We start from the raw sequence: 13707 nt of genomic DNA, 5'->3' as shown, positions 1-13707 counted from the left end.
AGTGATAGGATGGATACATTTCGATCTAGGAGAAGCGGTCGAATGGAAAGTTGTTCTTCTGACAATCCTTCAGAAGAAGTAAGAATGTTTTTCAACTTTTTCTCTTCTTCCTTCGTAATAAAGGGTTCTGGTGCAAACACAGTGGAATATGAAAAAAGAAAAAGATTCCTAGCGGAATTGAATGTTATGCTGTTAAATTGAACAGATCATTAATAAGATATATCTGTCTGTGGACAGGCTTCTCCCCTTGGAGAGTTTGTCCTTTTTTGATCATATGCATCGCTTCTATTCCAGCAATCATTTTTGTAGCTGTTTGTAATGATTTCAATCCAAGCATACTCCGAATCCGCTTTTTGATAAACCTGTGGTCTTGTTCAATGATATCGGGCTGATAATGTTTCCATTTAAATAAGTTTTCTGGTCCCATACTGATCACACCCCTTTTTGAAGCGTTAGTACCAGTATAGCCAAGTTTGAAAAACACATTTCAAACATTTTAGGATTCTTGCACCAGAACCAAAAATATTGAAGAGGGATTTATGGATATAAAAGAATACAAGTGTGGCTTAAAGCCACATATAACCTTCATTTGAGTTGTAAGCACATTCAAAGTCTGATGAGTAAATTAGGAAAAAACGACCTTATTACGAAAAAAGAGGTGTATGAGATTTCAGATAACTATTTAAATAGAGACTCTCAAGCTTCAAGACCAAATGAGAAATGGAGTAGTTTGTATGTATAACAGCTATTTCAATTACATAAAACATGCGATATTTAGACGAATCGTCTTATTCAGCAGTGTTTACTGAAGAGAGTAATTCTTTCCTTTTTAAATAAAAAATGAGACATGCTTGTTTAAAAAACTTGTATAGAAAATTTTACATTTATTTCAAACAATTTGCTTGATTTATCGTTTACTTACACCAGTATCATATGTTCTGATTATAGTTGATAGGGAAGGGGATTCTACGACCAAGACATAGCAGGTTAAACCGTTTGTCCTGTTATTATATAGCGCCATAAAAAAGAGACAAAATCTAGGTTGAGAGAAGGGGCTCCTGGGTTCTTTCTCTTTCTTTTACGTTCTGATACATTCTCATGAATAGCGTTTAGCGAACCACCATCCTTATTTTTGGTTACATTGACAGCTGAAAGGTGCATGATTTGTGAATGTGATGCCCTCATAGATGCTCCTGGTTGTGCGAGTGGAGTAGCAATCCCAATGGTATTTACCACCATATTTCCTCCTGAAACACTATGTGGTGTGGCTTCTTCATATACCATTTCTTGTAATTCTACCCAATCTATCGTAAATTCCGCACCCTCTGATTGAATAATCAAATCCACTTGGGTCGTATTCGCATCTGGATAGAAATAGAATTATTGGGTTATAAAAGTAGATTGGGTGAAGAATAACATATGTTTTTGATTTCCTGGTGGCACAATGGAAATCGTTCCTTGTCCTTTGGCACGAACGCGAACACGATACTCTGTATTGCCTCCCTTACTTGGTAAGGTAATGATTTGAGAAACTGTGCTATCCCAATCCGATAATGTCAAGACAGGTTTCCGATTGCTGTCTTGTGGGAAACTCACTGTACCGGCTATATTCCCATTTTGTGCTTGTTAGAGAAACAAACCATTTTGAACAATATTCCGTGCTTGTAGTTGATTCCAAGCGCGCAGAGCGGCTTGATAGATTGCTGCTTTTTGTTGTGCATATGGATCTTGCATCGGGATACCTGGCATAGAGCCTTGTTGAGGAGTACTTTGTTGCAGTACCATTAAGTTCTCCACATTGGTATAATTTACATTTGGTCTGATTGTTCCGCTCCAATTTGAGGAATCATACATGGCATTTAATTGATTTGTAGCCTGCTGTAAGCTCGCATTGATTTGTGTCTGTTGCGCCAAATAGGGTTGCAGCCATTGTTCATCTTGGTGCTGTACTTTTCTTATTTCTGCCACAGTTAGTGGGCGTCCCTCTGTCAAGGAAACCTGACTTATTGTTGCGAATCCATTCGGTGGTACGGTAAAACCAACTGTAATACCTATGTTCGCTTCCGGATGTAGCGCACCTACATCAATCGGATATTGGAAGAAGTTAGGGCTACTATTGACATCTTCTGCAGATGTAGGCAGGGAGGTAGAATAGGCTACATTGACGACTTGATTGACTTCATTTCCATAACGGGAAGTCATAATGTGTAACGAATCCGCCTGTAAGACGAAAACGGATAGATAATAGCGTGTATACGGCTTTAATGCTGATTCCGGTACAGTCTGATAAGCATATGATGGATAGACGAGAGAAGAAGGAGGCAACACCAGTTGACGTCCCCCGTATTGTGAGTCTCTTGATGAGATGAATACTTTGCGTCCAATTTGCCATCCTTCACCTGTAAAACTTCCACTGCTCAATACATTTTTTGATTTAATCAGGCGTTTTGCCTGATTCACTTGTGTATTTAATTCTCGTTATAAAATTCTGAAAACTTCACTTGTTATAAGTTCAATTTCTCTTTTCTTTGAAAGAACACAATTAACAGGCGTTTATGGTCTATACTACTGTTCCTATCGATTATTTGATATTGATGATATAATTCTAAATGTTAGTGGAGGCATAATTAGCTTTTATATTGTTTCCATGATTGCATATAATAAAAAAGGGTCTGTTGCAAAGTTTAAAAAAATAGAGAACGGATTATAAAATGGCGTTTCTGCTTATATATAGCCTGAATCATTTCAATCCCTTTTATGCTTGTCAGCAAATTGAACAAACAACGTAAAAGAACTTCCCTACGCCGTCGCAAGCAAAAAGGAAGTTCTAAGAAATACTTATACCTTAATTTTATACTTATATTATAGCATCTGCAAAATCAATTAAAAATCCCACTGCCTAATTAGGCAGTGGGATTTTTAGATTACTCATTGTGAAAGTGTAAAGTAAATTATTAATATTCAAAATAAATATTATCAATTTACTTTATTTTATACTCATGACAAAATATAATTACGCTAAATTTTTCTTTCAATCTTTTCCCTAATAAAGATTGAAGCTATTCACAATGTTTAGCTTGAAAAAGGAAAGCTCATTTCTTGTAAAAGAATGAGCTTTTTCTTTACTCTTTTTCATACATATTCTATCATATAGCTTACGATATTACTGCATTATTCTTATGCGGTTTCTTAGGTTTATCATATATTATTATTTTTGGAGAAACAATAAACATATACACTATGTCAAAAACGATGGTTTTTGATAATTATATTTTTTGATAAAATTAACTTCATGAGGAGGTTATGTTTCATACAAAATCATATATACGGCTATGCCAGGGTCAGTACTCAACAACAAGATTTAATTCGTCAATTAGATTTACTAAAAACTTGTAATTGTACGGAAATTCTTACAGAAAAAATGTCTGGAACAAAAAACGATCGACCGGAATTGTTGAGGTTAAAAGATAAAATTAGAATAGGAGATACTATAATTGTAGAAAGTTTTTCACGGTTAGGGAGAAGTACCGAAGACTTAATTGAATTAGTAGAGTATTTTGAACAACAAGGTGTAAAGCTAATTAGTTTAAAAGAAAACTTTGATTCGAACGCGACTTAATCGTTCAACGAACGAGGGAAGGTTTGGAAAGCTCTAGAGCTAGGGGAAGAAAAGGTGGCCGTCCCAAGGTAAAAGAAAAATACATTGAAAAAGCATTAAATCTATATGCCTCTAAAGAATATAGTATTATTGAAATAGTTGCTATGTCTGGAATTAGTCAAGCTACTTTATATCGCTACATAAAAGAAAAAGGGATAAGAGATAAGGTACATCCTATTGAAAAAGAAAAAATAGCCAAAATTAGAATGTGGCTTAGAATAGAAAATAATAATAAATTTGTTAGGGGAAAAAGCAAGGTACGAAAAGAAGTGGAGCAATATCTCCGATATGATTTTAATATGGAAATGAACGCATCTAATGAATATGTATTTTTCGTTCCCTACAAAGATATTGATGATCTAACAAAACAGGTTGAAGATATTATCTGTGAGATTGCAAATACCGCTGATTGGAGAAATTGTTTCATTGAAGCGGATACATATTGCGATGAATTAAACTTGTATTGGTGAAATATTTTAAATGGTTTATCCTGCATGAATAGGCAGTTGATCCCCCACTTCAAAACTCAACGGAAGCAAAGAAGTTCGGTAGGGATTAACTGCCCGTAAAAGCTCTAATGGTTCAACTAATAATCAGTAGGGAATGAACACATGAATACAAAACTCTTACTGATTAGAGGTTCACTTTATTGGTATTTCTTTAAAAGATAGGAGAACTAATATTGACTAAGAAATTTAGATTATCAAATGAAGAGGAAAAACAATTCAATCAATTTCTTACAACAGATGATTTTGCAGAAATATTAGCAATTATTTGGAGATATGGATCTAAACGAAAAGGGTATTTTTCTATCAGAAATAAAAAAAAAGAAATTCCAGAGCGATTTCGTGAATTAGTTGTAAGAAGTAATTCTGTAAGATACTGCAAGAGAGAACGTGAAGGGAAAGTTAATTTTTGGGAAATCGGGATAAACGAATGCCATCCGCTTGTGAAAAAGATCGAGGAAATGAACTGGACGCCAATTTCAGAAAAAAATCGAACCTTTCCCAAAGGGACTTTTAACGAAAAAGTGTTTGTAGCGACTTATATACGCTTATTACATGATTTAGGAACTGTACATGGCCAAGATAAAGGAAAACTATATAAACGTGCGCGATTACGCATACATGGATCTGTTGATGTATTGAACAACATAGCCCGTGTGTTACATCGTGAATTAGATGTAGGTTTAAAACGCATACAAACAGACGGGAAAATACCGCAAGCAAAACAAATTTATTATCAATCCAAAAAGGAAATTCCATTAATACTGGAGTTTGCGGGAGCAATCGAATCTTTACATAGATTTTATAATTTTCGCCTCGGTTATATCTGTACAAATGAATCAAAGAAAGTATAGGGCTTATGGTATTGCAAATAAAAATGTGTAGGAAAGGCTTATATCAAGATGATATTGTATCCCTGGTTCTTCTCCCAGGGATACAGATGTTCCTTCAATAAAAGAGCATGATAAAGATACATAAGAAGTAAAAGGAAATATCTCATTGCTGAAATCCACATTATTTGCTATACTAACAGAGCTTTCGAATAGCGTTTTACTTGTTCTAGACGAGTATGTACTTGCTGACAAAAAGACTTGGTGTATCCAAGTCTTTTTGTTTTTTATAGTTAAGTGTAATTAGTATCAGAATGAAGATATTTTCATTCCTTCCTCAAAAAGGGGCAGGGCAACGATTCCTTCTTTTTGTGGCTATTTTTGTGATTTGAACCATAAGTTTGCCGTTTCGGCAAGTTTATGGTTCTTTTTGTTTGCGGCAAACTTATGCTTCCAGGATTTGAAGAATATTTTTAATGTCGTTTTTAAATAAATTCAAGATGTTTATAAAAAGACTAAATGTTTTGTCCACTTTGATCTGTCTATCTAGAGAGAGGTTTTTATAGCTAAAAGAAAATCTGAACTGAAAGGTGAATAAAGAAACTGGTGAGCAACAATAAAGTTACTCCACTAAAAGTGGCAGATTCTTGAATAAGCAGGAAAATTTAAGGGCATATATCTTCAAGAAAGAGAAATTCACTTTTTATTGAAATAAAGGATTAATAACCAGAGAAATAATACATTTCAATACAACTATTATTCAGTTCATTTCATTACAGGATAAATTCGATTTTTAAAACAGTATAGCTACCATATTATTCAATCCTAAATATGTAGTTTGTATATCTTAACTTATACTTAATGATTCTAAATTAAAACGTTGACATAGTCCACTAAATATTTTATTATTTGTTGACATAGTCCACAAAAGAGGGAGGGATATTATGAACCATAATGAAAATATTGTTAGTGATATAAGGCGATTTAATCGATTTTATACGAATATACTGGGTTTGTTAGATAAGCATGTATTTAATGGTGAATATTCTTTGACGGAGTCTCGGGTAATTTTAGAGATTGGTTTCATGGAAGAATGTATCGCAAACGATTTAGTCGAAAAACTAGATATTGATCGCAGCTATATGAGTAGAATAATTGCAAAGCTTATTAAAGATGGTCTACTAATTAAGGAAAGTTCGACGGTTGATAATAGAACAAGTCTGATTCGATTGACACCAAAAGGGACTGCTTTTTTTAATCACTTAAATGAAAAATCTAATGAACAAATAGTGAAATTACTACAGGGGCTGTCACAAAAAGAAATAGAAGAAATACATGTTTCTATGTTGTTGATTGAAAAGAAATTAAATAGAATTGAGGAGGATATGAATGATACGATTTGATAATGATTATGCAGAAGGTGCCCATGGGCGAATTTTGAAACAATTAGTTGAATCTAATGAAGAGCAAACACCTGGATATGGTATGGATGAACATTGTGCAAAAGCGAGAGTATATATTAAAGAAGCATGTGATACAAAGAATGCAGATGTACATTTCCTAGTTGGAGGAACACAAACAAATACAACAATTATTGCTTCTATATTACGTCCGCATCAAGGGGTAATTTCTGCAATTACCGGTCATATTGCAGTACATGAAACCGGAGCAATTGAAGCAACTGGTCATAAAGTGCTTACTTTGCCGAGTGATGACGGGAAAATTCGTGCAGAACAGGTAAAAGAATTATATGATGCCCATTGGAATGATGCGACTCATGAGCATATGGTACAGCCGGGCTTAGTATATATTTCTAACCCAACAGAGAATGGAACAACTTACAGTAGATCCGAATTAGAAGAATTAAGCAAGGCTTGTCGGGAATGTGGTTTGCCATTATTTATGGATGGAGCTAGATTAGGATATGGTCTGGTTTCCAAAGGCAATGATTTATCCTTAGCAGATATCGCATCACTTTGTGATGTTTTCTATATTGGAGGAACGAAAATAGGAGCATTGTTTGGTGAAGCAGTAGTCATCATTAATGATGCTATAAAAAATGATTTTCGATATATAATCAAGCAAAAGGGAGGACTATTGGCCAAAGGGAGATTATTGGGAATACAGTTTAAAACTTTGTTTGAAGACGACTTATACTATGATATTTCCAGACATGCTGTGGAAATGGCGATGATGATCCGAGAGGCATTTGTTGAAAAAGGATTTTCATTAAGGTACGATTCCAAAACAAATCAACAGTTTCCTATTTTGCATAAAGATGTAATAACGAAATTGAGCCAAAAATATTCCTTTGCCATTTGGGAGAAAGTCGATGAAACGCACAGTATTGTCAGATTTTGTACCAGTTGGGCTACAAAAAAGGAAAATGTAGAAATGTTGATAGAAGATATTAAAAAATTAGAATCGCGATTTGCGAATGAGTGTATTGATTTGAATCAATAGTTTATCAGTTAAAGGAAGATGCAAAGTGTCAACAAAGGAATTATATGCTGAGAATAGTTATATTAAAGAATGTAAAGCGCAGATTGTTTCAGTAAATGGAAATTTAATTACATTTGACCAAACGATTTTTTATCCAGGTGGTGGTGGACAACCTTGCGATCAAGGGACTATTAAACAGGGAGATGAAATCTACGAAGTAGTAAATGTTAAAAAAATAGATGGTGAAATCGTTCATGAATTAGATCGTCCATTGCAGCACTTAGAACAAGCAGTCATCATGCATATCAACTGGTCTTGGCGTTTTCAAAACATGCGTTATCATACGTTATTACATGTTATTTCTGGTTATTTATTTCAACATTACGGTGCTTTAGCTACAAGCAGTCAGATTGAAAAGGATTATGCCAGATTAGAGCTAGCGTTTTCTCCTGAAGTTATAGAAGAAATACAGTTTGAGGAATTAGAACAATCAATATGTAGGATAACTTCTGAACATCATGATGTTCAGATAAAAACGATAAGTAGAAAAGAAGCTGAGCAGAAAGTAGGGAGTATTAAGACAATTATTAACTTACTTCCAGCTTCTCTTAACGAAGTACGATTAGTTCAAATTGATGATATTGACGAGCAAGCATGTGGTGGAACCCATGTTAGCAAAACAACTGAAATTGGCGACTTTTCCATTATTAAAATTCAAAACAAGGGCGCCACAAAAAGAAGGTTGAAAATTCAGCTTAACTAACAGCTTCTTTTTTTATTGATTGCATCATTTATTGTTTAAATGTCATCAGTGTTTATAAAAAGATTGTTCGGTGTTTTATTTGTTAAAACTTAATTATAAACCCTTATTACACAAAAGAGTGCGATTGTTGAGCAAACACAGGTAGAAAAACGATTAAAATTTCTTATATAAATTATTTACTAGCAACAAATAACCCAAGCATTTTTGATCAATTTTTTTCAAAATGTTTGGGTTTCTTCTGTTGAATGGTCTTTTTTTGTAGCATATTTTTGATTAAAATCTATTACAAAGTACCAGGATTCACGGCAAGTTTATGGGTTAATAATTAATCCATGGCAAAGTTATGATTCCATGTTCTTTGAACAATTAGATAAATATCTTCTAAAAAAAGTAAATTCCGGCAAGTTTATGCTTCCAATTGCGGCAAACTTATAGGTAAAGTGACAATTTTTATTTAATTTGCAGCTTGTAATCCATTAGAAGAAATGGCCATATCAAATTGGATATCGGGTGGTTGACGTCTATCGTCCAATCCATATTTCCCGAATCGATTTATATGGAAGGTAAGGTATGGACTTAAATCAGATAGTACTTCTTCGTCTAATTCATTTCCTTCTTGAATATATTCATGCAAGATACGGGTAAGTTGAAAGACGTTATAAAAAATGATACAATTTGCAATTAAATGATTGTATTTTATAATTTTCCGTTGTTTTTCCCGGTGATTTTCTGCAATAATTCCATCTCCCCCGAAGAATAACCATTTTGTAAACCCATTAAATGATTCGCTTTTATTTGTAGCCGCTTGAATGGTACTTCTTAACTCTTCATCTGATAAATATTTTAATAAAAATAGTGTACGGATTGCACAACCTAATTCACGAAATGCTTGATATAACTTGTTTTTCTTGCTATATGCACTGAGTTTATTAAGAATAGTAGAAGGATGAATACGTCCCATTTTAATTGACATCACAACACGTAACATATCCTCATAATGATCTTCAATTATGTTCCAATTTACCGAAGTTGTAAATAACTCATTAATATGCTGATAATTAGAGTCGTTATGCGGCCTTAATAATTTTAAGTTTTTCCAATTTCGAATCCGGGGCATAAGTTGGATTCCTAATAAATAGGATAATCCAAATATCGGTGCATTTTGTCCTTGCGTATCAGAATGTAGTGTATTGGGTTGAATATCAGACTGATTTTTCATCAGAATATCCAAAATATAAACACCTTCCCAGACACCACAAGGTATAAAGTGACTGAATAAGGCGATATAATTATCTGAAACATGGTAATATCCAATCCCACCATATCCACCGTAACGAATATGATTTTCAGATAATAAATTTTGTTCATAGAGATCCCACTTTGTTCCATCAGCCGACGCACTATTTCCAGTTCCCCAATATTTCGGTAGATTAAATTTATTATAAGCATTAATTAACCATTCAATAGCTTTCTGGATAGTGTCTTCCGTAATGTGTCGTTCATTAATCCAAGAAATTTGCCTTCTATCCACTGTACCAAGGGAACGAGCTGCTTGAGTAGGACCTAAATTACAACCATAACAAAAAGCGGTTGTTAGATAACGTTGAGATGGTTTAGCAATTTTGGCATCATAACCAGAAATAGGACCAAAAAATCTTGTCCAATTTAACCAATACTCTGTGTCACTCAACAAATCTAAAACATTAATAGGTACCATTTTCTCTTCAATTCGTTTTCTAACAGCCTTTAATAACGGTGATATTTTTTTCTTTTTTAATTTTGTTATAAAAGGTTCTCCATTTCGAATGATAACAGCTTTATTTTTTGGAAAAGAAGTATCTACTTTTTTCGCAAGTGCTTCAAGCTTATCATACACTTGTTTTTTAAATTCCCCAGCTGTTGTTGGAAGACCTGCTTGTTCACAAAACGTATGTAAGTTTTGGCGATATTCATCCCAAGATATTAATTGCTCTCGATAATCAGCGTACTGTTCGCTACCTTCAATACATAAATCTCTAGATTTCAATTCATTTCTAACTTGATAAAATACACAAGCTTCAAAGTGTCTTCTATTAATTTTATTTGGATATACATTTTTTCTACGATTAGAGCTAATCCAGCGCCACCAGCCTTCAGGGATCCAGGTTAAATCAACAAGAGGAACTGATTCTAAATCATTATGCATTCCATTCTTACGGGTGTAGATAGTTGAAATCCATTCAGATTTTTTATGTTTATTCTTTAATAGGAAAGAAATTGCTTGTCCTAGGCCTTTATTTTGTGTAGTTGATTTAAACCTTAATGACTCCAACATCTTAATTAATTCAGAACGATTACTTTTTAAATATTTCCACATAAAAGAATAATAGTTATTTCCAGTATAGGCTAGGTGTTCTTCACAGTTCTCTAGAATTTGTTGCCCACGATTTCCACCAATTAGTGTTTCTAATAATTGTAATCGTGTTTCAGAAGAACCTTCTAGTTGATAAGTAGTGATGGTATCACGTAATGTCGTAATGAGTTCGTCTGTTTGTTTTTCTCGTTTTTCTTTCAAAACATAGAGAGCTCTTTCCGCTTTATTTTCAGCTTTAGCAATTCGCTTGATAAACATCGTTCCTATATCATCAATCGTTTTGGCGTATTGAACATGTAATAAAGCTATAGTTAGTGTATATCGTTTATGTTGTTCCAGTTCTTTCATACGGGCTGCATCTAATGTTTTTGCTTCTGCAGCTAATCTTTCTATTTTAGCGGGCGGGATAAATAGCTTTTGAAAAAAATTACTTCCCAGCTGTCGGTCACTCATCCAGTTTTTCCGTGCAACCCATGTCTTGATTTGTTCTAGTGTAGGACGGCCTGGCTCTCGTTTTATCGCATACCAATCAGAATAAGTAGCTCCATCAATCTGTTGAAAGAGTGTATCTATTTTTTCTTTTTCTTCATTACTTAATGAATCTGCAACTCGTTTATATAGAGTACGATAAGCCATACTATGGATATGGTCTACAGATTTTACTAACGTCTGAAATGCTGGTAATTCATAACTATGTTTGATTAATTCATCAATCGCAATATTCACAAGATCACTTTTCGCATCTTTCTCTAACACTGCGTTTTCTATTGCTTTTAACATAATTTGACGGGCTTGATTATCAAATACTTTTGCTTTTCGATAATTCCGAATCATGGTGATTTGACGTTTTCCGGTTCCCGTCCGATGATAAGAATTCCATTTTTCATTACCAGAAAGAGCAATATTAGATGTTCTAGCAATATGCTTAATAATGACAAGGGGAACATCTGTAATGGGAATAAAATAGTTTAAACATTGAAAAGTTTTTAACAAAATTAAAAAGTTTAAATGTGAAAATGGATTACGAGAATGTGTTCTCGTCCAATGTAATTCTTTTAATGTAGGCGAAAATAGCTTATCTAGTTCTTTGGTTGTAAAGTTACTCTTTAATCTTGGATAAGCTGTTTCTTGAACAGTAAGCATGTTGCGGCTCCTTTCTTATGGTAGCGGATTTTGCAATCCCTCGAGATGAAATTTTCATTTCAAATCGTGTATTTTCCTATATAAAGAGGACCTAGATACATTTGTAATTTCACAAATTTGTTTGACTGTCATATTTCCTTCTTCATAAAGCTTCATTGCATAATTCATTCCTGCATGCTTTGTATGATACTTTTTAACTCGTCCTTGATACTTTCCCTCCTTTTTGGCAAGCTCAATTCCCTCACGTTGACGCATACGAATTAAGTCACGTTCCAATTGGTTGACGCCGCCCATTACTGTCATTAAGAAATGACTGTATGGATTTTCTTCAGATAAGTCCAACCAAGTATCTTTTAAGGATTTTAAATTTGCCTTTTTATTTTTTATGTAATCCACTAATTCAAATAAGTCTCTCGTACTACGGGTAATTCGAGTTAAGTCTGTCACATAAATTGTATCACCTTCTCTAAGATCAGTTAGCATATTTTGGAGTTCAGGTCTATCCTGTGTAGCACCTGATAATTTTTCTTCATATATAATATCTATTCCAATTTCCTTCATTTGTTGTAGCTGTCTCTTAGGGTTCTGATCAACAGAACTTACTCGTACATAGCCTATTTTTCTCATATTCTACTCTCCTATTTTGAAACAAGTCATATGGGACACTCTAAAGTACCATTATATCAGAATCAAAAGAACATCCCGATAGGGTGTACTCTATTGGGATGTTTCTGTGATTATTTAATAAAAAGAGATAGAGTGAAAATCATGTACGAAATACATGTAAGTAAAACCAGAAAGAATATAAGCTTCGTATGAGATACATATCGTTCTATTCTTTTTCTCATCTCAATTAGTTTTATTTTTGCAACTTAGAAGGATCAATTAGAATTTGTTCCTTCCAAGATCCGGCTAGCTTTCCAATTTTATTTATATTTACATCTAATGTAAGTGGCTGCTTGAAGGAATCTTTTCCCTCAGGACCTTCCACAAATGTAAGGACACTTTCTGGTCGATCTTTATCACGAATACCTACATGTTCTAAATCTTGCCCTGCCGCTTTTAGCTTGAATGGTAAGCCATTTTCTCCTTGAATAAATGGTAATTGTGAGAAGCTACCATCTTTTCCGTAGTACTCTGGGTTTTCCTCTTGTTGTCCATTTTCCTTGCCTTCACTTTTAAGATTTAATCCCGTTGTATCAAATTCATACGGTACTAAACTTCCATCTGCTTTTTCAATTTTATAATGAACAGATATACGTGAATCTGCCACATATAATTCTTTGAAATGTACCGTAACACCTTGATCTGTGATTTTCTCATCAATCGGAATGTATTGGCCATTTTTCATCATATCTTGTGTGACACCATTTTCATCTTGCATACCTTCATTTACAACCTTATCATTTGAAACTTCATTCGAAAAATAGGAAGCAACATTTGTCGCTGCCACTCGTACTTGTGGAATCATAGCTGTTGTGAAAAGTCCAGCTGCAGCTACCGCCGCATACATAAAGCGTTTTGATTTTTTATTCATATTCGTAAACAATCCCTTCTTCTGTTCAGTTTTTTCATTTATATAAGAAACTTTTTCTAGTTTTGTGCGACTTTCAAATGTTTTCCACGCTTGTTCAATATCAATGTTGATATCTTGTGATGAGTGTATAGTTTCATCCTCTAACATGACATGTTCCCATTGATTTAATTTACTAATTTCAAGTAATGTATTTTGGCATACTTCACATGTATCTAGATGCTTTGTAAATCCTTTTCTTTTATGATGAGGAAGCTCCCCATCTATAAACGCTTGAACAAACCCTTTAGCATAACAATTCATTTGTTATGCCTCCTCTACTTGTTTATACATCTTACGAAACTTCTGTTTGGCTCGGGCCAATAGTGTTCCAATAGAAGATATTGTCAATAACGTATTGAAATTCCCTTTTTTTGACGGAATCAAATTCCCTTTTATTAGCGATTTAATGTTGTTGGCTGTATTCCAGCTTTTTGCT

General features: G+C 33.8%; 11 protein-coding genes and 5 pseudogenes. 7 read left to right on the top strand and 9 right to left on the bottom strand.

Annotated elements, in window-relative coordinates; genetic code table 11:
• Positions 1-128, bottom strand: a pseudogene (locus tag F3I02_RS33915) (integrase); the annotation flags it as partial.
• Between the two features lie 56 nt (positions 129-184).
• Positions 185-379: pseudogene (locus F3I02_RS13280) on the bottom strand (DDE-type integrase/transposase/recombinase); the annotation flags it as partial.
• A 156-nt stretch (positions 380-535) separates the two neighbouring features.
• Here F3I02_RS13280 and F3I02_RS35110 point away from each other — a divergent pair.
• Entirely contained in the window at positions 536-742 is a 207-nt protein-coding gene (locus F3I02_RS35110) for a hypothetical protein (RefSeq protein ID WP_483862131.1), read from the top strand.
• Positions 743-987: 245 nt separating this feature from the next.
• Here F3I02_RS35110 and F3I02_RS13275 read toward each other — a convergent pair whose 3' ends face one another.
• From F3I02_RS13275 to F3I02_RS13265, 3 genes are read right to left on the bottom strand one after another with little or no spacing between them, the layout of a single operon-like run.
• Positions 988-1347, bottom strand: a complete 360-nt coding sequence (locus tag F3I02_RS13275; protein WP_196477601.1) for a hypothetical protein — start codon at positions 1345-1347, stop codon at positions 988-990.
• Between the two features lie 33 nt (positions 1348-1380).
• Positions 1381-1596, bottom strand: coding sequence for a hypothetical protein (locus F3I02_RS13270; RefSeq protein WP_196477602.1), 216 nt, complete (start codon positions 1594-1596; stop codon positions 1381-1383).
• 30 nt (positions 1597-1626) lie between these two features.
• Entirely contained in the window at positions 1627-2460 is an 834-nt protein-coding gene (locus F3I02_RS13265; RefSeq protein WP_196477603.1) for a hypothetical protein, read from the bottom strand.
• A 13-nt stretch (positions 2461-2473) separates the two neighbouring features.
• Between F3I02_RS13265 and F3I02_RS33910 the strand changes: the two are divergent.
• The 6 genes and pseudogenes from F3I02_RS33910 to F3I02_RS34645 all read left to right on the top strand — a co-directional run.
• Positions 2474-2710: pseudogene (locus F3I02_RS33910) on the top strand (VanZ family protein); the annotation flags it as partial.
• A 600-nt stretch (positions 2711-3310) separates the two neighbouring features.
• A pseudogene (locus F3I02_RS13255) lies at positions 3311-4128 on the top strand (recombinase family protein).
• A gap of 212 nt (positions 4129-4340) precedes the next feature.
• Positions 4341-5018: a hypothetical protein gene (locus F3I02_RS13250; RefSeq protein WP_196477604.1), complete on the top strand. Its 678-nt coding sequence runs from the start codon at positions 4341-4343 to the stop codon at positions 5016-5018.
• Between the two features lie 917 nt (positions 5019-5935).
• Complete coding sequence (locus F3I02_RS13245) at positions 5936-6397, top strand: MarR family winged helix-turn-helix transcriptional regulator (RefSeq protein ID WP_196477657.1); 462 nt, start codon at positions 5936-5938, stop codon at positions 6395-6397.
• Positions 6384-7457, top strand: coding sequence for a threonine aldolase family protein (locus F3I02_RS13240; protein ID WP_196477605.1), 1074 nt, complete (start codon positions 6384-6386; stop codon positions 7455-7457). Before F3I02_RS13245 ends, F3I02_RS13240 begins: the two co-directional genes overlap by 14 nt.
• Positions 7458-7482: 25 nt before the next feature.
• Positions 7483-8199, top strand: coding sequence for an alanyl-tRNA editing protein (locus tag F3I02_RS34645; protein WP_196477606.1), 717 nt, complete (start codon positions 7483-7485; stop codon positions 8197-8199).
• Between the two features lie 454 nt (positions 8200-8653).
• Here the strand turns inward: F3I02_RS34645 and F3I02_RS13230 are convergent, their stop codons facing one another.
• The 4 genes and pseudogenes from F3I02_RS13230 to F3I02_RS13215 all read right to left on the bottom strand — a co-directional run.
• Entirely contained in the window at positions 8654-11695 is a 3042-nt protein-coding gene (locus F3I02_RS13230; RefSeq protein WP_196477607.1) for a Tn3 family transposase, read from the bottom strand.
• A gap of 54 nt (positions 11696-11749) precedes the next feature.
• A complete protein-coding gene (locus F3I02_RS13225) occupies positions 11750-12322 on the bottom strand; it encodes a recombinase family protein (protein ID WP_196477608.1) in 573 nt (190 codons plus the stop codon).
• A gap of 232 nt (positions 12323-12554) precedes the next feature.
• Entirely contained in the window at positions 12555-13532 is a 978-nt protein-coding gene (locus tag F3I02_RS13220; protein WP_196477609.1) for a DUF4179 domain-containing protein, read from the bottom strand.
• Between the two features lie 3 nt (positions 13533-13535).
• Positions 13536-13619, bottom strand: a pseudogene (locus tag F3I02_RS13215) (RNA polymerase sigma factor SigX); the annotation flags it as partial.
• Positions 13620-13707 lie beyond the last annotated feature (88 nt).

The organism is Bacillus sp. SRB3LM, from assembly GCF_015712745.1.
In the GTDB taxonomy this organism is placed as follows: Bacteria; Bacillota; Bacilli; order Bacillales; family Bacillaceae_G; genus Bacillus_A; species Bacillus_A thuringiensis_K.
Note: the sequence above shows the minus strand (reverse complement) of the source record. Positions and strands in the feature narration are given on the sequence as shown.

Excerpts from the sequence above, each read along its gene's own strand:
- F3I02_RS13240 (WP_196477605.1), top strand. The coding sequence starts at position 6,384 with ATGATACGATTTGATAATGATTATGCAGAAGGTGCCCATGGGCGAATT.
- F3I02_RS13230 (WP_196477607.1), bottom strand. The coding sequence starts at position 11,695 with ATGCTTACTGTTCAAGAAACAGCTTATCCAAGATTAAAGAGTAACTTT.
- F3I02_RS13225 (WP_196477608.1), bottom strand. The coding sequence starts at position 12,322 with ATGAGAAAAATAGGCTATGTACGAGTAAGTTCTGTTGATCAGAACCCT.
- F3I02_RS13220 (WP_196477609.1), bottom strand. The coding sequence starts at position 13,532 with ATGAATTGTTATGCTAAAGGGTTTGTTCAAGCGTTTATAGATGGGGAG.